Raw genomic sequence first — 21,461 nt, 5'->3', positions numbered from 1 at the left:
AAGTACATATGATCCCCCCTTCATCTTCCTTGCTAGCCAAAGACTCACTTTACTAAATCGTCTTCACGTTAAGAAAACATGCGTCACTTGGCCACTTTCCTTTACCAACAGTGCTTTGGCATCTATCATTAATTCCTTCTATTTGTTGAAGTACCCTAGGCAATAAATAAAGAAAAGCGGCTAACAAATGTTGCCGCTTGATAATGTAAAAATAGATTAGTTATCGATGAGAAAATCCTTTCTCATTGGGACAAATATATCTAATATCTCACCACTTTCTAAACACTCACACTGATGCTTTTCATTAGATGGAATATAAATAACATCACCACTATTGACTCTATTTTCTATTAAACCAACACGGTAATTAAATGAGCCAGATACGATATAACTCATCTGTTCGTGTGGATGTTCGTGAAGTTCACCTATTGTTCCTGTAGTTAATGATACCTTTGCTATCATCATGTTTTCACTACCAAAAAATATTTTTCGTAATGTTCCAGGCGAAATATTTTTCGCATTTATAGTCTTATCGAAAATAAACATTATTTAAAATCCAACGTTTTGTTCTGCGGTTATTTATTTTAATGTACTTGTTCTTCATTTTGTTCGTTGGGAACAATTGGCTTAATGTCTCTTAACATAATTAAATAAACCAATGCGCCAATAGCACATGCAATTCCTGAAACAATTAATGCCCATATAAATGATCCGGTTGCTGCAATAATATACCCGGTCACTATCGGACCTAATATTCCACCGCAGTTAGATACAGCACTTTGCATACCACCTAACACTGAAGTCATATTGCGTGGTGCAACATCGCCTGGTAAAGACCAAATGGCAGATGCGGCAAATGCAAGTGCTGCGTAAGATAAACATAATAATGTCATCATTAATGTCACTGATTCAACTAAGCCTGAGAATGCGATACTCGTGGCAATTAACATTCCTCCCACAATAGGAATTTTACGAGCGAGACTAACATTATTATATTTGATAAATAAATAGTCGGTGACCCAGCCGCCCAGCCATTGGCCAGCAATACCACATAATGGCGGAAGCATTGCAGCAAATCCCATTTCTTCAAGACTCATTCCGCGCTCCATCATTAAATAAGCAGGAAACCAAGTAATAAAGAAATAGATTGCATAATCCAACATGAAAAAACCAATACACATTGCTTGAACATTGCGATAGCGAATTAATTGGTACCATTTCATCGGTTGAATGTTATCGATACCCTCTTTTTTAATTTGCCCTTCTCGAATATAAGCAAGTTCTTCGGCACTAATTTTGGGATGTTGTTCAGGGTCATGATAAACTTTAAGCCATGCAAAAACCCAAATAACACCTAGTGCTCCACAAATAATAAATGCTGCTTCCCAGCCCCATTTTGCAATAATCCACACCACTAATGGCATAGCAAAAGCAGTACCAAACTTAGAGCCACTATCAAATAATGCAGTGATCCTACCGCGTTCTCTATCTGGAAACCATTTTGCTGCAATACCGCTATTACACGGATAAGCACCGGCCTCTCCCATTCCCATTAAGATACGCGTGGAGATAAAGCTCAATGGTGTTTTCGCTAATGCCGTTGCTGCAGTCGCTAATGACCACCATAATACAGACCCTGCCAATGTTCTTCTTTGTCCATATTTATCTGCAATAAATCCTGCTGGTATCTGGCAAAGTGCGTAGCTAAGAAAAAAGGCAGACATAATCCACCCCATCATTTCTGGTGATATCTGTAATTCTGCAGAAATCGTTGGTGCTGCTGCTGACATCACCGTTCTATCTAGATAATTAATAACAATTGCGAGTGTCATTAAAATTGCTATCGAAAATCTGACTTTTGTACCTTTATTTTTATATTTCATAGTAACCAGACCTTTTATATAAATGGAGGCCAGAGAGCGGTTTCTCTCCGGCTAATCACTTTAGTTACTTAAATAAACGTTCAGGGTTTATCGTGAATTTAGCGAGCTTCTCGATATCCAACTCAATACCTAGACCTGGTGTATTAGGTATTGTGAGGTACCCTTGTTCGTCAACTTTGAAAGGTGTTTTAACAATGCCATCAATGTATTGGCTACCACCAATAAACTCGACATAATCCACTTGAGGGAAAGCAGCCGCCATTTGTAAATCAGCAGCAAGCCCCATCGCGGTATTCCAGCCATGGCCGACATATTTCACACCAAACTCATCCGCTAGCCACGCGATTCTGCGTTGTTCAGAAATTCCGCCTACCTTAGTCACATCCGGCTGAACAATATCAAATGCTCCTTGCGACAACCAAGGTAAGAAAGCTTGACGGCGAGTTAAGACTTCGCCACCGGCAATAGCAACAGGACTCTCTTTACGTAGTATTTTGAAATCATCAATATCATCAGGTCGTAAAGCTTCTTCAAACCAACCCACCTGATATTCTGCTAACATATGTGAGGTTTGGATTGCCCATTTTAAGCCATTCGGCCAGTACGCATCGCTCGCGCCTGCATCAACAAACAGTTGGGAATCTTGCCCTGCAGCATCCCTTGCAGCCTCGACAATTGCACGGTCTAATTGTTGGTCATTACAGCGTCCAAAAGGACCCCAACCAATTTTAAATGCTTTAAATCCTAATGACTTATATTCTAGGATCACCTTGTGCATAACATCTGGTTTTTCCATCAGCAACGAACAATAAGGTTGGACTTTTGACCTATAGTTACCACCTAATAGCGTACTCACGGGCAGCCCTGTTGCTTTACCTAAAATATCCCACAGCGCAATGTCGATCCCGCTAATTGTGTGTGTAAGTGTCCCTCCACGCCCCATCCAAAAAGTATTCTGCCTTAACTTTTCAGATACTCGCTCCGGTTGTAACGCGCTTTCGCCAATGCATAAAGAAGCTAGCACTGGGATAGCTGCCTCAACTAAGCGGCCATCAGTAAATACACTGCCATAGCCTGTAATACCTGCGTCAGTATGAACTGCAATGATGGCATGAATAGGATCTTCTGGTTTTATTTCATTTGACCAGCCTCCCTTAGGGCTTTCTCCAAATAGTGGAACTGCAACAATCTCAGTAATTTTTATGTCTTCCAATCGTTTATCCATCATTTTTTCCTTCACTTTTCTTTCAATAACGGCTTATCAATTGGGTGCATTAAACTAGATTGTAAGATTGTAAGATTGTATACAATATTCAATTGTTCTAATTGTGATCTACATCGAGTTTGGTCTAAATCACGTATGACTGTTATTTCTATGTTTTTTTGTGGTCTATGATTTGATGATGTGATAATTTTATTAGAACAAAATTTGAATAACTAAAATCATTACTATTTGATTAATAAAAATTTTATAGGCATTTACGATGACTGATAGTAAAAAAAACCTTTTTTTAGGTGGGACGGCAAAAAATGATTACTGGCAGCCTATTAAAGCAAGAACACTGACTGACGATGTGGTTGATAGGTTAGTTGAAGCCGCCACACGTGGCTATATTTTGCCTGGTGATCGTATTGTCGAAAAAGAAATTGCGGAAAAAATGAACGTAAGTCGTGTTCCTGTGAGGGAAGCTCTTCGCGTTCTCGAAAGCCAAGGCATTGTTATCAATGAGCCTTTTAAAGGTATTCGTATGGCGCCAGTTTCGGAAGAACGCCTTGATGAGCTTATCGAAGTACGGGTCTTATTAGAATTACATGCTATTAGAAGGTTTATTTCTCAGAAAAAGCATTTAGATAAGCAATGCATTGATGAACTAACCGAATGTATTAACCAAATGACCAAAGCAGCGACACTCGAAGATAACTATCTTTTCTCCCTCAGTGATGTCCATTTTCACCGTACATTGTGTGAACTCAGCGGCAATAAAACATTAACGTCGTTATGGGAGAATGTAGCAAAACAGCTCACTATTATTATTGGCATATCAACATTCACTAAACCAATGGAAGAAATCACCCAAGAACACCATGTGTTACTGGATAAAATTTGTACGGGTGATTTGCCACTTTTAGAAAAAGAAATTAAAGAGCATATCCGCAATCAAAATAAAAAAGTTAATTTCAATCAGGCCGTTGATAAAAAAAGAGAGCAATAAGGCCAGACACTCTGGCCTTTGACGTTATTGCCGTTTAATAATTTTAATTGAGCGGGTTTTTTGGCTATAGCCCAATGTATTGTGCGAACCACCCATTTCGGTATGGTATTTGCCAGTATAATTATCGCCTTCGTAAAAGCGTACCATCCAGCCATCAGGGATAGTATAAGAAGCGATTTTATCTGCGAAATGGTGACGGGAAAGATACGGAATATCATCAAATACTTCAATATAATCGCCCTTTTGCCACGATTTAGCGTAGACAATCAGACTTTCTTCAATATATTGATCACCAAACGATAATTTGCTGGTACTGCATTTTGCATCTTGAGCTTTACAGAAAATACTGCCTTGCCCTTGTCCTAATTCACAACGCCGAGAGGTTTTGTGTCGCGCAGTTTGTTCAGACATTGCAGCTTCTGCATAGAAGTTAGAAAACGGAGATAAAGCGCAAACATGCACAACAACAGAATCATGACGGGAGGGTTTCCCATGATAATTGGATTTTGCGACAGTTAAGCTACTGAATAACAATAATAATAACGCAATCTTTTTCATTTTTGAGGTCTTTAAATGATTTGAATGGCATAAAATTACAATTCCTTAATACAAATCACTAGCGGAACACTCTGATTAAAAATTAGCGATACCCTCTTTTGTGATTTTGAGCAGACCAACTGTAACTTGCATCGCTGGGAACTAATTTGTCTTTTTTCTTTTCTGAGCGTAATTTTTTAGCTTGTTTTTCAACTTCTTGGGATATTTCGGTAATGATTTGTTTCCTTACTTTGCTCTGCTCGGAATTCGTTAATTCACGGCCTAGCTTTTTCCTTTCTTGTGCGAGCCTAGTGCGCACTTGGATTTTTTGAGTTTCGGTCATTTCTTGAATCGTTAGCATCTTCATAGTATTACCCCTTACTCACATTAAAATACCTACCAGCAATATATCATCATTAAGCAGTAAAATACTAACCATCGTTTTAAACCTAACATTAATGCTAAGCAATAGGATTAAGAGTATAGTAATCCTATTGCAACTTTAAAGAATCTCGCTGTTATTATGGAATTAACCTCTTCTTCACAAAATATTCGCCAAATTTTAATCACTGACACACCTCTCATCGATGTCAGAGCGCCTATCGAGTTTCAACAAGGGTCAATGCCTAATGCCATTAACCTGCCTTTGATGAATGATGATGAGCGGGCTGCAGTCGGTACATGCTATAAACAACAAGGGTCAGATAAAGCCATTGAATTAGGCCACCAGCTTGTCAGTGGTGGCAGTAAAATGGCTCGGATCACTGCGTGGAAAGAGGCCTGCCAACAAAATACACACGGCTATATTTGCTGTGCCCGTGGTGGAATGCGCTCACATATCGTGCAATCGTGGTTAAAAGAGGTGGGTATTGAATATCCACTCATCAACGGTGGTTATAAGACATTACGACAAACAGCAATTGATGCCGTCAATGAATTGGTGCAACGCCCTATCATTTTAGTGGGAGGCTGTACTGGTAATGGTAAAACTACTCTAGTTCATCACTTAGCGAATGGGATTGATTTAGAAGGTCTTGCACATCATCGGGGATCTTCGTTTGGCCGTACATTACAACAGCAGTATTCCCAGGCCACGTTTGAAAATTATTTAGCGGTCAGCTTATTGAAAAAAGCTCAACATTGCCAACGCTGGGTACTGGAGGACGAAGGACGTGCCATTGGGGCAAATAGTCTGCCCCTTGAACTACGAACACAAATGGCAAAAGCGCCCATCGCTATTATTGACGACCCTTTTGAACTGCGTCTTGAGCGTTTAAAATATGAATATTTTGACCGTATGACTCAAGATTTTTTAGCCGCTTTTGGTTTTGAACTTGGTTGGCAAGAATATAGCGGCTACCTACACCATGGTTTGTCTGCCATTCGTAAACGTTTAGGGTCACAACGTACAATCGAATTGACTCATTTACTTGACCTTGCTTTAGCCGACCAAAAAACAACCGGCGATACCCGAACACATTTTTCGTGGTTAGTCCCATTGTTGAATGAGTATTACGACCCCATGTATCGCTATCAGTTAAGCAAAAAACAAAATCGCATTATCTTCCGTGGTAATTATCAAGAAGTTGAATATTGGCTAACCCATCAATAATCCGTCATGTGACGACTGTGAATAGCTTCATTTTATAGAGTTTGAAGCTATTTTCATTTATCAATAGATTCATCGTTAGTTAATTTAGAACGGTGATTTTTTTATAACCAGTTCGCTGACACCTTGGTAAATCAGCCTTGTTGCCAAGGCCCCTAAAATTAACCCAACGCCTTTACCGACAACTTTATGAACTCGTGAATAGGTTCGACGGACAGAAGTTAAAGAAAATGTTTGGCATAAAATAATTCGCCAAATTAATGACGCAATAACAATTCCCAGCCAAATGACTAACTTAGTCCATAATGGCGTTGATGGCGAAATAGTCGTTGAAAAAATACTCATAAAAAACAAAACGGTTTGGGGATTTGATAAATCAGAAATCAAGCCCCGCCTAAAATAAACACCTGAAGGAAAACGTTCCATGGTATTTTCGGTGGACAGATTAAGTTGCGTTTTATTAGTAAACACACTGACTGCGTAATAAAGTAAATATAGGCCACCAAGGATCTTAATGATTGAAAATAATGAGCCGAATTCCGCCATTAATGTGACCAGACCAAATAAGCCGAGCCCTGAATAAATAGCATTGCCTAACACCACGCCATAACCACACGTTAACCCGGCTTTTTTACCTGAGCTTAATGTGGTTTGTACCACAATAAACAAATTTGCCCCAGGATTAAAAAAGGTCAGTATAAATAAGAAAAGTGTGATGATAATGCTGTGTAATGGGTCCATCATTTTTCTTCAAAAAATTTAAGGTTACCCATTATAGACACGGTATAGGGTGTAATTCTGTTTTGCTATGCACATTTTCTGAGCTTAAATCAGAAAATGTGCCGACTTATGATGACGCTAATGCTTTTTTACGTTGTAACAGCCACTTATCTAATTCATTGGCAAATTGCTGTCGGTCTTTCTGGTTTAAACTTGCAGGCCCACCTGTTTGGATGCCACTGGCTCTCATCGTATCCATAAAGTCACGAATATTAAGACGCTCACGAATAGTCGCTTCGCTATAGCGTTCCCCGCGAGGATTTAATGCATTCGCGCCCTTTTCCATCACCTCTGCAGCTAAAGGGATATCAGCGGTGATCACTAAGTCATCTTTTTGAGCTCGCAATACAATTTCATTATCCGCAACATCAAAACCCGCAGGCACCTGCAAAGTTTTTAAAAAAGGTGATGGTGGTACCGTTAAACGCTGGTTTGCAACAAATGTTATTTGCACTTTTTCTCTATCTGCCGCACGGTATAAAACTTCTTTAATTACTTTTGGACATGCATCCGCATCAACCCAAATTATCATCATTACGTTCCAAATAGTGATTACATATGATGAGGTATCATAACAGACAACAAAACCGCACGTTAGATACCTCGTATTGAAATACCCCAAACGACCCCATACAGCCCTAAAATAGTCAGCTTGAGAAAAAAGACTTTACAGTTTCATCACCATTTCATGCCACGTCATTCCACCATGGTCGGATTCTGATGGTTTCACATATTGGTAGCCAAAATGCTTATATAGGTCAATATGACGTTCTTTGCACATCAGATGAATTGTTTCTTTATGCATTTCTTTCATAGAATTAATAAACTTTTTCATCAGTAAAGATGAGTACCCTTTACCTTGATATTTGGGATGTACCACCACTGACATAATAACGACATTGGGTGCCTGTGGGTCATGCCCAATAAGCTCTTTAAATTCTTCATCGGACATCATAACGTCCCATGCACAACCCGCATTAATAAAGCCAATCACTTCCCCGGCTAATTCCATGCATAAAAAACCATCTGGATATTGTTGGATCCGCGTTGCTATCTTTTCTTTTGTTGCGGCTTCATCCCCTTCATAGGATCCGACTTCAATCGCATAACAACGGTCGATATCATCAAGTGTGGCGGCACGAAAGACAGGAGAATGCATTGGATTACCTCATTAAATTATTTTTGATGATTTTATCACTACATGGCTTATTTTTTCGTTGTTTTTAATGGCCATTTTCGCATTCAACGGCTATTTTTTGTTGGGTTTTATCGCGTAAGTAACTCAGCCATGTTGAAATTAAAACGAAAATCCCCCCAGAGATAGCAACGGCGTAACCTGCATAAGGGCCATAAGTATCCACCATTTTACCCGTTAACATCGCGCCAATAGCAACACCGATATTTAGCCCTGCGAGTAACCAGGTCATTCCTTCTGTCAATTTATTTTGCGGAACAATTTTCTCAACTAATGTCATTGCAATGATCATCGTCGGGGCAAAGAACAACCCGGAAATGAACACCACCACAGATAGAGAATAAACCCCGACGACCCACCACATCGGCACAATAGAAAGAAACGTCATTAAGCCGCTGAGGAATAGTAAGCGAGGCAAAGGCGTGTTAAAGGTTAACCCCCCAAAAACAATCCCCATTGCACATGAACCGACTGCATAGGCCGACAGCACTAAACTGGCCATCGCCGGTTGCTGTTGTAATTGAGCCAAAGTAACACTCAAAATATCCACACTCCCGACAATCACACCTAAAGCAATCATCAATACAACCAATAACTGCAGTCCAACCATTGTGATAATTGATTTATTCGGCATTACAAGATGATCAGATGCTACGACTTTAGGTTCAGTGCTGCGCTGTGAAATAAACAAAGCCATTCCCACGGCTAATAAAACTGCGGCCACCAGCAAGCCTGCTTGGGGAAATAAAGCGACGGTGATCCCGACAGACAACGGAGGGCCAACGATAAAAGTGGCATCATCAAAGACAGTTTCTAATGAATATGCCGTTTGTAATATGGGTTGATTTTTATACAGCGCCGTCCACCTTGCCCTGACCATCGCTGACATACTGGGCATCGCGCCCGTTAATAATGCCCCGATAAATAAACCGATATCAGGTAACGATAACCACGTTGTTATGATAATAATAAACACACCGAGCACACTGATGACCGTCACCACGGGCAAGACGCGAAATTGGCCATATTTATCCACTAAACGGGAAATTTGTGGCGATAACAACGCATACGTTAATACAAAAGTTGCAGAAACAAGCCCTGCCAAGGTGTAACTCCCTTTTAGTTGGGCTAACAAGGTGATGATCCCGATCCCCATCATCGGTAACGATAAACGCGCCAGTAACCCTGCTATCACAAAGCGTTGGTTTTCTTTTGCCTGAAATAACTGCTGATAGCGACCTATCATATGAGCTCCAATATGAAATTTAATTATACATACTTTGCGTATGTATAATCATGATATAATCATACACATTGAATGTAAATAATTATACGCCCTGTATGTAAGAGAGTTTTTATGGCAAGAAGAACACAAGCGCAAATGGCAGAAACACGTGCGAATTTGCTAACTACAGCGCGAGAGCACTTTAGCCGGCTTGGTTATGCAGAAACTTCAATGGATGAAGTTGCAGCAAGTGTCAATCTCACACGTGGTGCCCTTTACCACCACTTTGGCGACAAACAAGGCTTATTTACTGCCGTTGTTGAACAAATCGACTCACAAATGAATGCACGTTTACAAGCAATTACTCACCATACTGAAGACCTATGGAACAGTTTTTGTCAGCGCTGTCATGCTTACTTAGAAATGGCATTAGAGCCCGAATATCAACAAATTATTTTGCGTGACGCGAAAGCCGTATTAGGCGATTTCTTAGCTAAATCAAACTTGCAATGTACCGAACAGATTGAACGTTTACTCTATGAGCTCGCCAAAAAAGACATTATTAAAGATATTGATACCCACGCATTGGCTTTTTTGATTAATGGAGGTCTCGCTGAAGCGGCCTATTGGATTTCACAAGGTGATAGCCAACAGCGATTAAAGAAAAGTATCGCTGCCATCGATATCATGTTATCAGGGCTATTACTCACGAAAGGCTAACTCTGCATTGCCTTTCGCTGGCGCTGATATTTTATCAGTGCAAACAATATACTTGCTGTAAAAAAAACAGGCACTAGCAGTGTCAGTTCTAAATATACAAAGCGATTAAAACTAAGCGCATCCCCTTTCATGGCTAAATTATAAGCAAATGGTAAGGAAACACACGCTGAAATAATGGCAATCTTGAGCAATACCATTAACTTTTTCGCATACCGTAGCTGCTGAACTGCAGATTGCCGGCGGTAGAACTGCTTGTATTTTATCAACAAGTACAACGCCCCCAATAAAGAGCCAAGGTGTTGCAGTAATTTATAAATAGCAATTTCTTGGCTATCTGTCATGTTAAATACGACAATCTGCAAGAATTCGGCGTGCCGAACAAAAGCCCCCGACTGATGAGTAAAAGCATCCCAGATAATATGGCTTGCGGCACCAATATAAAAAGAAAGCACGACAATACAGAATTGTCGAAGTGAGCTTACACTTCTGCTTTTTAGGGGAAATGGCACAGCATAGTGGAGAAAAAAAGCACTTTTTTGTACAAAAATAGTGATGAGTAAACATAATGGTAAGCCAGTATATAACCAGCCTATCAAGTCATGAGCCGTAGTCGCTGCCGAGTACCACATCATTGAATAAAATAGATCTGGGCTTAAGCTGCCTAAAATTAAAGCAGGCAAGCTTAAAAAGCGCCCAAATCGACTTTGTTTAATCGGAAAAACAACCGCAGGATGGGAAAAAGTCCAAGGCATGGCAAATTGCTCATTAACGTCATCAATATCCCGCCATCATGATAAATAAAACCCAATAAATATAGGCGAAATATCGGAAATATTTATTGGGATGATAATTACCTAAAGTAAAGCTTGGAAAGTCTGCTTTAATTTGTCTACATCTTGCTGAGTTGTTGACCATGAGGTACAAAAGCGAATACAGGTGGTTTCCGGTGTCGGCTGACAAATTAAGCTTAACTGGTAGTGCGTTAATAATTTATTCGCCAATGCATTGGGGAAAATAACAAAAACTTGGTTTGATTCTACGGGCGCAAGAAACTGAAATCCCTTTTCGGCAAAAAATGAAGCTAATTGTGATGCCATCTTATTAAGATGACTTCCCAATTTAAAATACAAATCATCATTAAACAGTGGCTCGAACTGGGCAGCGAGTAGCCAACCTTTTGCTTGTAACCCACCTTTTTGCTTAATACTAAAACGAAAATCTGATTGCAATGCAGGGTTTACAATCACTAAGATCTCCCCGGTTAATGCGCCTATTTTCGTTCCGCCGATATAAAAAATGTCGGTCAATTTCGCGACATCTTCAATGGTTAAATCACTATATTTCGACATTAAACCAGAAGACAAGCGAGCACCATCCATAAATAATAACAAGTTATGGGTATCACAAATCTCACGTAGCGCAACTAGCTCTTGTTTACGGTAAACAGTGCCAATTTCGGTTGAATTACTGATATAAACAAGCTTAGGCTGGACAGTATGTTCATCACCATGCTCAGATAACACTTTAGTAATATGTGCGGGGGTTAATTTACCTGATGGGGAATCAATGGTAATGACTTTATGGCCTGTCGCTTCAATTGCCCCCGTTTCGTGGACTGCGATATGGCCACTCTCCACGGTGATCACCGCTTGGTGAGGTCGCAATACATGGGAAATCGTTGTCAGGTTAGTAATTGTACCGCCATTAAAGAAATGAACATCCGCACTAGGTTGGCCAATTCTTAATCTAATTTGAGCCGCGACCCTGCTACAAACCTCATCAGTGCCATAACCTTTAAAACGTTTCCCTGATAAATCATTTAAAGTCTGCATAACTGCAGGGTGAGCTATCTCATTATAATCATTTAAAAAGCTATACATTCACTTACCTACCAATACCTAGTTATATTAATTTATAATCATCATTTATAGGTGTATCCAATTTATTATTCAATGATATTTTTCTATACAAATACCAAATTTAACGATTAATATTATTTAATCTACTGAAATGAAATATTAAGTCATTCATGGTTAATTTAATGGATAAATTGGCATACTGTAAAAAACGAATTTAGGGTTGAGAACGCCTAAACGTCAAGTTGTAGCGGTAAGGCCCTAACAATGGGTGTACACCTGATTTAATACGACGTACTCCATGATAATTTAACCGCGACTGACCGCCCCATACCAAGACATCCCCATGTTCTAAATAAACTGCAACTTTTGGCGCTTCTCGCGTTACCCCACCAAAATCAAACATGGCTGGTAATCCTAAAGAAAAAGAGACAATTGGCTGAGTGAAGTCTGATTCGTTTTTGTCTTGGTGCAATGACATTGCAGCGCCAATTGCATAGCGGTTAATCAAACAGGCATCTGGGATAAAATGGTCAAAGCCAGCGGCGCTCGCTGCGGAAATAGCCAATTGAATAAAGGGAATAGGCATAGGTTGCCATAGTTCATTAGTGACAGGGTCACGCTGACTATAGCGATATCCCTTCTCATCGCTTACCCAACCCCACTCACCGCAGTTAGTCATTGCTGCCGACATTTGATAACCATTAGGTGTTGCCATATGCCTTAATGGGTTAGCAGCAATAACGTTGCTTAATAGCTGCAATAATGCATCACTTTGCCCCAGTAAAAAACCTTTGAGTAAAAAAGCGTCTGGTGCAATTTGTACGATATTATCTTCATCAGGAAATAACATATTAGACACTCATTTATAGGCCGCGCGAATGTTCTAATGGATATTAACACAGGAAAAAGTTGTTCATTACATTCAATGAACAACTTACCAGTAATGAGCAGCCTATAGAGTTGACTTTAACGTTGATAAGCTAAAGTCACTTTTCTTGTTTCCGCTCGCTGACTCGCCCACACACTGAGCAAAATGACGACCATGCCAACGAATTGCAAGATACTCAGTTGTTGGTTGAGATAAAACCACCCTAGAACCACCGCACTGACGGGGCTTAAAAAACCAAGCGAAGCAACGGAACTTGGGCCTAATATGGCAAGTCCACGGAACCATAAGGCATAAGTTAATGCCCCACCAATAAGTGTTAGATACCCTAACCCAATTAAATTCAATGAACTCAATGTTGGTAACGCTGGCTCAAAGATAATGGCAAACGGTAATAATACTAACCCACCCGCAGTTAATTGCCATGATGTAAAGGTTAATGCACTGACAGGTGGCTGCCACCTGCGACTCAATACGGTTCCTGCAGCCATTGATAATGCACCAGCTAACCCCGCAATAATGCCTAGCGGATCTAAAGCGGCATTTGGTGTTAAGAGTAATATCGCCACCCCGAAGACCCCAGCAATTGATGCCATAATGGATACCGGTGATAAACGGCTATTTAACAACCAACGACTTAAAAATAAAACAATTAATGGCTGTACAGCACCAACCGTTGCAGCCACACCACCGGGTAAGCGATATGCAGCAATAAACAATAACCACCAAAATAACGAAAAATTTAAAACTCCCAATATCATCACACGTAACCACCAAATACCTTCAGGAAGCTTTCGTAAAATGAATATCAGTAGCAAGCCTGCTGGTAATGCGCGCAACACTGCCAATGTTAATGGTATCCCTGCGGGTAACATTTCTGTTGTCACTAAGTATGTGCTCCCCCACACGATCGGTGCTAATGCGGTCAGCCCTAAAACCGTTATACGATTCATATTTTTACTCTCTCAATTTATCTTGACATCAAGATATGTGGGTTTTACCTTGACGTCAAGATAAATAAGCGCCATTATTTGCCTATGGATAGAATAGATAAAATCACTCAACAGTGGGAAAGAGAACGCCCTGACCTCGATATTAGCCCAATGGGGTTAATTGGTCGGTTGGGTAACGTCGCGTTTCACTTAACTCGTGAAATGGAAAAGGTCTTCACACAATTTGGCCTTAACCGCTCAAGCTTTGATGTGCTTGCGACATTGCGCCGAGCAGGATCCCCTTATACGCTGAGCCCGGGGGAAATGCTATCGACGTTGATGGTCACATCGGGGACAATGACCAACCGAATAGACCAATTAGAAAAAGCGGGGTTAGTCAGCCGCCATGCCAACCCTGATGACGGCCGCGGTTTTTTGGTTTCACTAACAACCGAAGGCTTAACGCTAATCAACCAACTTATTGAAGCACATACACAAAACCAAGCCCGCCTCGTTGCTAAATTATCGCAAAAAGAACAACAAGCATTAGATCAGTTACTGCGGACATTCTTAGCGTCATTTGAGTCTAATGAGAAGTAACACACTGTTGATACATAATGAGGGAGTGATCTTACTCCCTCTTATGTTATTGATTAAATTGAAAAGGCAATGGCATTTGTAACCTTTCAAAACGGTCACATAAATAGACTAACTGTAATAGTACTTCGGGTTGTAAGTCACTGGAGGCAATCAATGGTTTGAATTGTTTAGCCAACCAAAGAGCCCCCAAATCCTCAAGCGTTTTAATGACATATGCAATTTCATTTTGTTGATTTTGGGATAAGCACTCTCTTCCTGTACACGCTTGCGTTTCTAATACTGAAAGTATTGGCCGAACAAGTTGGCTCGCCAACGTTAATTCAGGCACAAAAACTTGGCTTTTTTGCTGCTTTTTCGCCATATATTCGATAATTTTATTAAAAAAGCCTGAACGTTGTTTCTTACGTGGTGTACTTTCAAAGTCTAAGTAGAACAGCTCAATACCCTGTTCCTTTTTTAACCATAGCGTCTTGGGCACCAACTGGATCGCCTCTTGCGAATAACTTACCTGCACCGTCACAGCACAAATTGGCCATTGCTGTTTCGTCATAAACCGCAACTCTTCAATTTTATGGTCATCACTCCCTTGCCAGTTTAACCGTAAAAATGCCCGATTTTGTTGTGCATCAGTCACCGTCCACAAGACACATTGTTCTGTTTCATCCCAATAGAGCGGCTCATAATTAGTAATATGCAATAAAACGGGAGAAAACCGATTGTCCTGTGTGAGTGTAGGTAACTCGTTAGCCACTAACTGCCAATCGGTATAACCGAATTCAGCTTTAATATTAAGGTAATCATCGGCTGTTAACCCTTTTTCTTTGCCGCTAACGGCGTAGCTTTCGCCACTAGCTGATAACTCACCCTCTTCAGATAACCTTGGTGAATGCAATCTAAAGGGGGTTTTCATCAAATGTTCTGCAGTATGTTTCCATAACGACAATGTTTGCCAAACATTTTGTCGATTAAATGTTGGGTCAAGGCTATTACTACGACCTTGCGTGCATTGAATGATTTTTTTATTTTGTCGATCCCAGAAACTCAATGTAGCCCCAATCGCACCACTCTCGGTTTTCCACCAGTTTGCATCAATAGGCAATAAATCAAATTCTGTCGGTTGCTCGCTATACTGCCGTCTTTGTAACCCTTTGAGCTCAATCAGCTGCTGTTCATTTGCCGCTGATAATTGGTACAAATAAGCTGATATTTCTGCAATTAACCGCAAAACTTGCCCTTCATCCATCGTAAAATGTTTATCAGCTAAGCGTTTAACTTGCTGGCTAAGGCGTTTCATATCCTTAGCTAAGCGAGGCAACCCTTCAGCACGCGCTGACATATTCAGTAATTGCAACTGGCTAGCACTACTTTGGCTAATATGCGACAGCCCTTGCCGTAACATATCCTGAATAAATTGTTCGATTGAATCCATCACCACTTTATCGTCTTGGCTAAGTCCCTGTTGCTGAACTTGACCTGCGGTGAGTTCTTCTGGCCAATGCCAATCTTGGCCATGCTGAAGCTTCAGTTTTGCAATAATCGCGAGGTGAATCGCCTTTTTTTGTTTTTCGGGGAGAGATGAAATCATGCCCTGCAAGCCACTATTACGCATATAAATAATGGGCTCATCATATTCTGGCAGACTTATTTTTAACTGGTTGGGTTGCGCGTCATAAACCAGTTCGTTGTCTTGCCATTGTGCGACAAATTTCAACGCTAAACGAAGTTCAAGCTTAGTGGCTTGTGTGATTAGGCTCTCTGGTTGCAGTGCCAATAATTCGCTTAGTACTGTGTCACTTTCACTGGCAATCGACTCTTCGGGATCACTTTCTTCGATTGTATTCGACTGCACCCACAAAACTGCTGCCAAAATGTGTTTACAACACCCTGTTGCGGGGCAATTACAAGTGGCCTTTTGGATCCCTTGCGCATCTAAAGAAACGCTCTGCCCATCACTCGTGAATGTGCCAGCTCCTAAGTCTGTTGGAATAACCTTTTGGTTTTCAACATCTTTGCGGGCACGTCTAAGTAACCCCACATTCGCAAATACAGTTAAAGCATCGTCGTCATACTGTAAATAACTGTTTTTCCAACTCATTGCATGACCTCTGCTAACCATTGGGCAAAATGTTCCGGGGTTAATGCAGCAACATGCATCCCTCTATCTGCGAGTTTTTGGGCAATTTCAGGATCATAAACGGGAAGTGCTTCATCATCTAGCGCTGCTAAACCTAATAATTTAACTTGTTGGCTATGCAAACGTTGTGTGCAATTGAGTAAATGATTCAGCGCGCCACCCTCTTCAAAATCACTGATTAAGCTAATCACCGTGCGTTTTGGATTACGTATCAAACTTTCACAATATTGCATCGCTTTAGCGATATCCGTTCCGCCACCCAATTGCACGGTCATTAACACTTCAACAGGGTCGTGTGCAAGGTGGCTTAAATCAACAATTTGAGTATCAAAAACGACCAAAGATACGCGTACAGTCGGTAATGCCGCTAAGATACTCGCGCACACGGCCGCATACATAATAGAACTCGCCATCGAGCCACTTTGGTCTACACACAGGATCACATCCCAGGGTAAATGTTGTTGCTGACGAGAGTTGAAATGAGGTGTCTTTATCACTAACCGTTGATTTTGCTTATCGTAATTTTTCAAATTAGCGGCAATCGTTCCTCGCCAATCAAAATTACGGCTATTTGGGATCAGTGAACGTTGAAAGCGGTTACGTCGCCCTGTTAGTGCTTGGCGAAATTGGTTACGCATTTGACTTAGAATATCATCCACAACTTTGCGGATGATATTTTTAACGGCATCACGGGTTTCTTCATTCATCTTCCCGCGCAGGCTTAACAACGCTTTTGCGAGGGACTTTGTTGGTTCCATGGCATTGAGCGCCTGTGGATCCTTTAACAAACTACTGATCTCATAGCGTTCTAAAGCCTGAGATTGCATCCGCTCAAAGGTACTATTAGGAAACAATTTACGGGCTTGGTTTAACCAATTAACTGCAGTTAATTGAGATGCATCTAAAGAACCATGGCGTCCTGCTTCTTGCTTTAAGCCTCGGCGTTGGTATTCTCGTCGATATAAAAAATCCAAAGAACGTTCTATTTTCAACTCTTCAGCACTGAAGGTGGCTTGGCCCAGTGCGTTATCGGCATATTGCCCGAGTATTAAACGCCAGCGCTTAGCCAGTAGAAGTTGTTCAGGGGTTAATGTGACATTTTTTTGACTCATTATTTACCTTCCTGAGCGCTAGAAAACCAATTTTGCAACCCTAATTCAATGAGCTGGCTTTGTAATTGTTGTTCGAGTTGAATAGCTTGCATCATTTGTTGCTCATTAAATTCGGTTTGGTGCAATGTGAGTTCTTTGGCCTCAATCGCTAAGTCTTGTGCCACATATTCTGCCATTTGTGCATTTTGTTTAGGTGTTAATTGGCTAAATGCAAACCGTAAATCGGGCAACACTTGAATAAAACGCCCCTCATCCCATCCATTAAGCAGCTGATTTAACATATCAATAAGTAATGGTATCCGTAGAACCAACTCTGGCGCCGTTCGCATAACACCAATAAAATAGCCAATAGCCATTTCAGGATCACTACCCGTACTGAACGCACGTTTAATTTCTTCTGTCAGGACGGATTCATCTATTTTTGCCCCGAGATAGCGCAATGCATCCACCGCGCCTTTTAAAAGCGGCGTATGATTTAATTGACCTTCACAACGGTCTAATTCCTGATAAAAATCATTGGTATAATCATGATTTTTATTGATTTCAGGCATGAAAGTGATTAATTCACGGCAAGAGAGCAAAGCTGAAAAATGGGGTTCTTGCTGCTGTTCATCCCCCTGCGTAATTTGTGCAAAGCAATAAAATGCTTGTTGCAACAGAGCATCTAAACGTGCTTCGATAGCAAAACCATCGCCAATATCAAAGAATTGGCGACCCCGCCACAGATGAACAAGTTTATGACCACACGCGATCAATGACGCAAACTTTGTATCCTGTTGAATATAACCATCTAACAAGGAAAATAATGCCGGCATCCGTTGATGCAAGCCAATCAATGCAGCTTGCATGAGTAACCCGACCGCACTTTGGCTTGAACGGCTAACACCTTGTTGCTCTAAATTTTTTTCCATTTCAAACAAACGATTTAGCGCTATCGCTTTGAGTTGCGTCCCTTTTTCTGATAAGGCAATCAATTCCCCTTCAACATTGGGCGTCCACGCGTATTGCCACTCTTCAAACAATAAATCCATTTGGTTGCCCGACAAAAAATTTGGCCCAGACAGATGTTTCGCAAAATGGATATCGAGAAATGCTAATAAATGCAGGAATCGGCTACGCGCACGATGTTGTTGATTACGATAGACATCTAAGCGACTCACCTTACTTAAGGTATCATCAAGTTTGAAACGAAAACTTTTTGCGATTTCATAAGTTTCAGTGACCAGCGGAGGCGTTGCTGTCCCTTTGGGGATTTTCCCGAGCAAAAAACCCGAAAAACAGGTTTTTATTTCCTGCCAAAGCTCGATTTGGCTCTCATCTAAGCTACCTTTGATAAAAACACTTTGTAACCCATCTAACAGATCATAGCGCCCAGGACCTGCATGCCCACGAAAGGCAGCAAGGCGAATGCTTTGCTCTGCGGCCAGTTTAACCGATAGAAAGCCAGGAGCGGCTTCAAATTGTTTTTCACGTAAGACATGCGCAACTTTAGACAGATAGGCAACACCTAAACGATTTCGATAAGCTTGTGTAGGTTGATTGTCGCCTGCCATCTGGGCTTGGCGTTGCTCTAATAATGATAACCACGATTGCTGGTAAAATGCGGGGGAAGGCATCCCTGATGCATAGCCATTCAATGCATCGAGTTTGTCATAGCTATAGCGAATAAACCAAGCCTTGTCTTGTTCCCCCAGTTTTTGCTGTTGGATAAACGCTTTTTGTTGTGCCGCAGAAAGCTTAAACTGCTGTTTGCACGCCTCTTCCAACCCTTCAAGTAACGCAAGGGTATGAAAGCCCCCCGTTACCACCACAATTTTAGCGTCCTGATGTTGTGATTTGATGGTTTGGATATGCGATTGCATATATTGCTCACGTTGGATGGAACCTTCTGACTCAAGAACTTGGGGTTCATAATCAAGTCGTGCCAATGCACACCAAATGAAGCTATCCATAAAAAAAGCGGGCCAATCCGCAAGCTGTTCAATCGCTCGTAATTCAAAAATCTGTTCCCATAATTCATCATGGTCACGGCAACCACTTTTTTTCGCAAGCTGACTAATAAATAAGCTATGTGCTAAGTAGCGCTCTTTCTGCAAGCTTTGAGATTGCAGGTCATTGGCTTCGTCTTCATTGACTTGTGCTGTCCAAGGTAAATCAATAAAACGTAATTGAGCTTGGCATTGCTGGCCTATTTGTAAAGCTTGCCATTCAGGGGAATAGTCACAAAAAGGAAAATAGGCAGAGCGAGTGACAGCGTCACTTTTATCGTCCTCTTGTGCGCGTTTTAACTCTGTTTGCGCCATAATAGCGACAGGTGGCTGAGCATCATGATGTAGCAAACTTGTCAGTAGCCCATTAAAACTATCAGGCCCTTCAATTAAAACGTAATCGGGTTTTATGTGCTCAATCAAAGACAGTGTGCTGTATGCACACGCAGGACTATGATGGCGAATTGGCGCAAAATAAATACCCACTGACTCAAGTTGTCGCCTATCTTGTAATGCTTTTTCAATGCGTTCTGGTAAAGGTATCGATAGCAAGCTCACCGCTGTTTCCCTAGGGGTTATTCGCCTTAAATGGCCTTTGCTGATTTAATTTTCATCAAGATGAATTCGCAGAGCCTTCGCGGCTCTGCTATTGCAATAAAAAATTTATTGCCAAAACGCCCTTGATGCATCAAAAAAGGCTTTCCACTCTTGGCTGTGTTTTGCCCTTTCTCTCGCGACATTATCAATGTAATAGCGCATCCGTTTGATATCATCTGCATTATCTTTTAACACCACACCAATAAGCTGGCGTGCAACTGCGCCTGCGTTTAAAGTGCCATCGCCTAAGTAATGGGCTTCAAGCGCACATGCGTAAGCAATATTCACGGCTTCAGCTGTCGACATCACCGCATCTGGGGTTTTAATATTGCCCCCATCTTTGGTACTTCCTGAACGCAGTTCTTGAAAGGTGGTCACTAACAGTTCAATAACGTTGTTAGGAATTGTCACTTGGCCGTTGAGGTCGGCTAACTCAGTGGTTAATTGCTTATTAATCAGCTCAATTTCAAAGGCGGGATCTTGGATTGGCCGTACTGTTTCAAAATTAAAGCGACGTTTTAACGCTGATGACATTTCATGAACACCACGATCACGTAAGTTTGCTGTACCAATCAAATTAAAACCTTGCTTCGCGCTGATCCGTGCATTGTCTTTCATTTCTGGGATCATCATTTGTTTTTCTGACATTAAACTGACCAGCACATCTTGAATTTCAGGTGGGCAGCGGGTTATCTCTTCAAAACGAACAATTTTACCTTCTTGCATGCCTTGGTATAACGGTGAACTCACCAGTGCCTTTTCTGTCGGGCCTTCTGCCAGTAACAAAGCATAGTTCCATGAATATTTAATATGATCTTCAGTTGTACCCGCTGTTCCTTGGATGGTTAGGCCTGAGTCACCACTAATTGCAGCAGCTAATAACTCCGATAACATGGATTTTGCTGTTCCGGGTTCCCCCACTAACATTAACCCTTGTTTGCCTAATAACGTCACAATTGCGCGGTCAACTAAAGCATCATCACCGAAAAATTTCGCAGAAATATTGAGTGTTCCATCACCTAAGATAAATTGCCTAACCGCACGAGGCGATCGCAACCACCCTTGCGGTTTTGGGTTCTGTTTATCCGCTTCGGTTAAACGGGCCAATTCGTCAGCAAAACGAATTTCTGCGCTTTCACGCAGAACATTCCCTTCTGTTTTTTTATTGTCAGTCATTCTAAAATCCTACGT

Annotated in this window: 21 protein-coding genes; 4 read left to right on the top strand and 17 right to left on the bottom strand. The window is 41.1% G+C overall.

Features of this window, described 5'->3' with window-relative positions; genetic code table 11:
- Positions 1 to 216: 216 nt before the first annotated feature.
- The 3 genes from M1E86_RS09720 to M1E86_RS09710 form a co-directional block, all read right to left on the bottom strand.
- Complete coding sequence (locus M1E86_RS09720; RefSeq protein WP_213912707.1) at positions 217 to 546, bottom strand: cupin domain-containing protein; 330 nt, start codon at positions 544 to 546, stop codon at positions 217 to 219.
- A 38-nt stretch (positions 547 to 584) separates the two neighbouring features.
- Positions 585 to 1,883, bottom strand: a complete 1,299-nt coding sequence (locus M1E86_RS09715) for an MFS transporter (RefSeq protein WP_213912708.1) — start codon at positions 1,881 to 1,883, stop codon at positions 585 to 587.
- Positions 1,884 to 1,947: 64 nt separating this feature from the next.
- Complete coding sequence (locus M1E86_RS09710) at positions 1,948 to 3,108, bottom strand: mandelate racemase/muconate lactonizing enzyme family protein (protein ID WP_213912709.1); 1,161 nt, start codon at positions 3,106 to 3,108, stop codon at positions 1,948 to 1,950.
- Between the two features lie 259 nt (positions 3,109 to 3,367).
- On the opposite strand from M1E86_RS09710, the gene M1E86_RS09705 reads away from it, so the two are divergent.
- Positions 3,368 to 4,096, top strand: coding sequence for a GntR family transcriptional regulator (locus M1E86_RS09705; protein WP_102138565.1), 729 nt, complete (start codon positions 3,368 to 3,370; stop codon positions 4,094 to 4,096).
- A 24-nt stretch (positions 4,097 to 4,120) separates the two neighbouring features.
- On the opposite strand, the gene M1E86_RS09700 is transcribed toward M1E86_RS09705, so the two are convergent.
- Positions 4,121 to 4,654, bottom strand: coding sequence for a beta/gamma crystallin-related protein (locus M1E86_RS09700; protein ID WP_125894761.1), 534 nt, complete (start codon positions 4,652 to 4,654; stop codon positions 4,121 to 4,123).
- A gap of 82 nt (positions 4,655 to 4,736) precedes the next feature.
- The gene (locus M1E86_RS09695) at positions 4,737 to 5,000 is read right to left on the bottom strand and encodes a DUF3811 domain-containing protein (protein ID WP_125894759.1); all 264 of its coding nucleotides are present in this window, start codon (positions 4,998 to 5,000) and stop codon (positions 4,737 to 4,739) included.
- A 156-nt stretch (positions 5,001 to 5,156) separates the two neighbouring features.
- Between M1E86_RS09695 and mnmH the strand changes: the two genes are divergently transcribed.
- The gene (gene mnmH / locus M1E86_RS09690; RefSeq protein WP_213912710.1) at positions 5,157 to 6,245 is read left to right on the top strand and encodes a tRNA 2-selenouridine(34) synthase MnmH; all 1,089 of its coding nucleotides are present in this window, start codon (positions 5,157 to 5,159) and stop codon (positions 6,243 to 6,245) included.
- Positions 6,246 to 6,329: 84 nt separating this feature from the next.
- On the opposite strand, the gene M1E86_RS09685 is transcribed toward mnmH, so the two are convergent.
- The 4 genes from M1E86_RS09685 to M1E86_RS09670 form a co-directional block, all read right to left on the bottom strand.
- Complete coding sequence (locus M1E86_RS09685; RefSeq protein WP_213912841.1) at positions 6,330 to 6,983, bottom strand: LysE family transporter; 654 nt, start codon at positions 6,981 to 6,983, stop codon at positions 6,330 to 6,332.
- A 106-nt stretch (positions 6,984 to 7,089) separates the two neighbouring features.
- Positions 7,090 to 7,554 (bottom strand): YaiI/YqxD family protein, encoded by a 465-nt coding sequence (locus M1E86_RS09680; RefSeq protein WP_102138560.1) that lies wholly within the window; start codon positions 7,552 to 7,554, stop codon positions 7,090 to 7,092.
- Between the two features lie 135 nt (positions 7,555 to 7,689).
- Complete coding sequence (locus tag M1E86_RS09675) at positions 7,690 to 8,181, bottom strand: GNAT family N-acetyltransferase (RefSeq protein ID WP_213912711.1); 492 nt, start codon at positions 8,179 to 8,181, stop codon at positions 7,690 to 7,692.
- A gap of 64 nt (positions 8,182 to 8,245) precedes the next feature.
- The gene (locus tag M1E86_RS09670; RefSeq protein ID WP_213912712.1) at positions 8,246 to 9,463 is read right to left on the bottom strand and encodes an MFS transporter; all 1,218 of its coding nucleotides are present in this window, start codon (positions 9,461 to 9,463) and stop codon (positions 8,246 to 8,248) included.
- A 111-nt stretch (positions 9,464 to 9,574) separates the two neighbouring features.
- Here M1E86_RS09670 and M1E86_RS09665 point away from each other — a divergent pair, with 111 nt between their 5' ends.
- Complete coding sequence (locus tag M1E86_RS09665; RefSeq protein WP_195698711.1) at positions 9,575 to 10,162, top strand: TetR/AcrR family transcriptional regulator; 588 nt, start codon at positions 9,575 to 9,577, stop codon at positions 10,160 to 10,162.
- Here the strand turns inward: M1E86_RS09665 and M1E86_RS09660 are convergent.
- From M1E86_RS09660 to M1E86_RS09645, 4 genes are all read right to left on the bottom strand, one after another.
- Positions 10,159 to 10,914, bottom strand: a complete 756-nt coding sequence (locus tag M1E86_RS09660; RefSeq protein ID WP_213912713.1) for a DUF4184 family protein — start codon at positions 10,912 to 10,914, stop codon at positions 10,159 to 10,161. The two genes, M1E86_RS09665 and M1E86_RS09660, sit on opposite strands and share 4 nt — an antisense overlap.
- A gap of 102 nt (positions 10,915 to 11,016) precedes the next feature.
- On the bottom strand, positions 11,017 to 12,042 hold the full coding sequence (locus M1E86_RS09655) for a threonine aldolase family protein (protein ID WP_426099405.1): 1,026 nt from the start codon (positions 12,040 to 12,042) through the stop codon (positions 11,017 to 11,019).
- A gap of 193 nt (positions 12,043 to 12,235) precedes the next feature.
- Positions 12,236 to 12,871: a DNA oxidative demethylase AlkB gene (gene alkB / locus M1E86_RS09650; RefSeq protein ID WP_213912715.1), complete on the bottom strand. Its 636-nt coding sequence runs from the start codon at positions 12,869 to 12,871 to the stop codon at positions 12,236 to 12,238.
- Between the two features lie 116 nt (positions 12,872 to 12,987).
- Complete coding sequence (locus M1E86_RS09645; RefSeq protein ID WP_213912716.1) at positions 12,988 to 13,860, bottom strand: EamA family transporter; 873 nt, start codon at positions 13,858 to 13,860, stop codon at positions 12,988 to 12,990.
- 84 nt (positions 13,861 to 13,944) lie between these two features.
- On the opposite strand from M1E86_RS09645, the gene M1E86_RS09640 reads away from it, so the two are divergent.
- A complete protein-coding gene (locus tag M1E86_RS09640) occupies positions 13,945 to 14,439 on the top strand; it encodes a MarR family winged helix-turn-helix transcriptional regulator (protein ID WP_213912717.1) in 495 nt (164 codons plus the stop codon).
- Between the two features lie 46 nt (positions 14,440 to 14,485).
- Here M1E86_RS09640 and M1E86_RS09635 read toward each other — a convergent pair whose 3' ends face one another.
- From M1E86_RS09635 to M1E86_RS09620, 4 genes are all read right to left on the bottom strand, one after another.
- Positions 14,486 to 16,534 carry an SWIM zinc finger domain-containing protein gene (locus M1E86_RS09635; protein WP_213912718.1) on the bottom strand — a complete coding sequence of 683 codons (2,049 nt, stop codon included), beginning with the start codon at positions 16,532 to 16,534 and terminating at the stop codon, positions 14,486 to 14,488.
- On the bottom strand, positions 16,531 to 17,685 hold the full coding sequence (locus M1E86_RS09630) for a VWA domain-containing protein (RefSeq protein WP_213912719.1): 1,155 nt from the start codon (positions 17,683 to 17,685) through the stop codon (positions 16,531 to 16,533). The genes M1E86_RS09635 and M1E86_RS09630 overlap by 4 nt, the downstream gene beginning before the upstream one ends.
- Positions 17,685 to 20,231, bottom strand: coding sequence for a DUF5682 family protein (locus M1E86_RS09625; protein WP_213912720.1), 2,547 nt, complete (start codon positions 20,229 to 20,231; stop codon positions 17,685 to 17,687). The genes M1E86_RS09630 and M1E86_RS09625 overlap by 1 nt, the downstream gene beginning before the upstream one ends.
- A gap of 105 nt (positions 20,232 to 20,336) precedes the next feature.
- Positions 20,337 to 21,446, bottom strand: a complete 1,110-nt coding sequence (locus M1E86_RS09620; RefSeq protein WP_248466547.1) for an ATP-binding protein — start codon at positions 21,444 to 21,446, stop codon at positions 20,337 to 20,339.
- Positions 21,447 to 21,461 lie beyond the last annotated feature (15 nt).

Origin of the sequence: Providencia sp. PROV200, assembly GCF_049901995.1 — a bacterium.
Classification (GTDB): Bacteria; Pseudomonadota; Gammaproteobacteria; order Enterobacterales; family Enterobacteriaceae; genus Providencia; species Providencia rettgeri_E.
Note: the sequence above shows the minus strand (reverse complement) of the source record. Positions and strands in the feature narration are given on the sequence as shown.

What these genes read in the sequence shown, in the direction of transcription:
- M1E86_RS09710 (WP_213912709.1), bottom strand. Translation starts at nt 3,108, where the DNA reads ATGGATAAACGATTGGAAGACATAAAAATTACTGAGATTGTTGCAGTT.
- M1E86_RS09630 (WP_213912719.1), bottom strand. Translation starts at nt 17,685, where the DNA reads ATGAGTCAAAAAAATGTCACATTAACCCCTGAACAACTTCTACTGGCT.
- M1E86_RS09665 (WP_195698711.1), top strand. Translation starts at nt 9,575, where the DNA reads ATGGCAAGAAGAACACAAGCGCAAATGGCAGAAACACGTGCGAATTTG.
- M1E86_RS09680 (WP_102138560.1), bottom strand. Translation starts at nt 7,554, where the DNA reads ATGATAATTTGGGTTGATGCGGATGCATGTCCAAAAGTAATTAAAGAA.
- M1E86_RS09700 (WP_125894761.1), bottom strand. Translation starts at nt 4,654, where the DNA reads ATGAAAAAGATTGCGTTATTATTATTGTTATTCAGTAGCTTAACTGTC.
- alkB (WP_213912715.1), bottom strand. Translation starts at nt 12,871, where the DNA reads ATGTTATTTCCTGATGAAGATAATATCGTACAAATTGCACCAGACGCT.
- mnmH (WP_213912710.1), top strand. Translation starts at nt 5,157, where the DNA reads ATGGAATTAACCTCTTCTTCACAAAATATTCGCCAAATTTTAATCACT.
- M1E86_RS09705 (WP_102138565.1), top strand. Translation starts at nt 3,368, where the DNA reads ATGACTGATAGTAAAAAAAACCTTTTTTTAGGTGGGACGGCAAAAAAT.
- M1E86_RS09675 (WP_213912711.1), bottom strand. Translation starts at nt 8,181, where the DNA reads ATGCATTCTCCTGTCTTTCGTGCCGCCACACTTGATGATATCGACCGT.
- M1E86_RS09620 (WP_248466547.1), bottom strand. Translation starts at nt 21,446, where the DNA reads ATGACTGACAATAAAAAAACAGAAGGGAATGTTCTGCGTGAAAGCGCA.
- M1E86_RS09635 (WP_213912718.1), bottom strand. Translation starts at nt 16,534, where the DNA reads ATGAGTTGGAAAAACAGTTATTTACAGTATGACGACGATGCTTTAACT.
- M1E86_RS09670 (WP_213912712.1), bottom strand. Translation starts at nt 9,463, where the DNA reads ATGATAGGTCGCTATCAGCAGTTATTTCAGGCAAAAGAAAACCAACGC.
- M1E86_RS09645 (WP_213912716.1), bottom strand. Translation starts at nt 13,860, where the DNA reads ATGAATCGTATAACGGTTTTAGGGCTGACCGCATTAGCACCGATCGTG.
- M1E86_RS09640 (WP_213912717.1), top strand. Translation starts at nt 13,945, where the DNA reads ATGGATAGAATAGATAAAATCACTCAACAGTGGGAAAGAGAACGCCCT.
- M1E86_RS09655 (WP_426099405.1), bottom strand. Translation starts at nt 12,042, where the DNA reads ATGTATAGCTTTTTAAATGATTATAATGAGATAGCTCACCCTGCAGTT.
- M1E86_RS09695 (WP_125894759.1), bottom strand. Translation starts at nt 5,000, where the DNA reads ATGAAGATGCTAACGATTCAAGAAATGACCGAAACTCAAAAAATCCAA.
- M1E86_RS09715 (WP_213912708.1), bottom strand. Translation starts at nt 1,883, where the DNA reads ATGAAATATAAAAATAAAGGTACAAAAGTCAGATTTTCGATAGCAATT.
- M1E86_RS09660 (WP_213912713.1), bottom strand. Translation starts at nt 10,914, where the DNA reads ATGCCTTGGACTTTTTCCCATCCTGCGGTTGTTTTTCCGATTAAACAA.
- M1E86_RS09685 (WP_213912841.1), bottom strand. Translation starts at nt 6,983, where the DNA reads ATGGACCCATTACACAGCATTATCATCACACTTTTCTTATTTATACTG.
- M1E86_RS09720 (WP_213912707.1), bottom strand. Translation starts at nt 546, where the DNA reads ATGTTTATTTTCGATAAGACTATAAATGCGAAAAATATTTCGCCTGGA.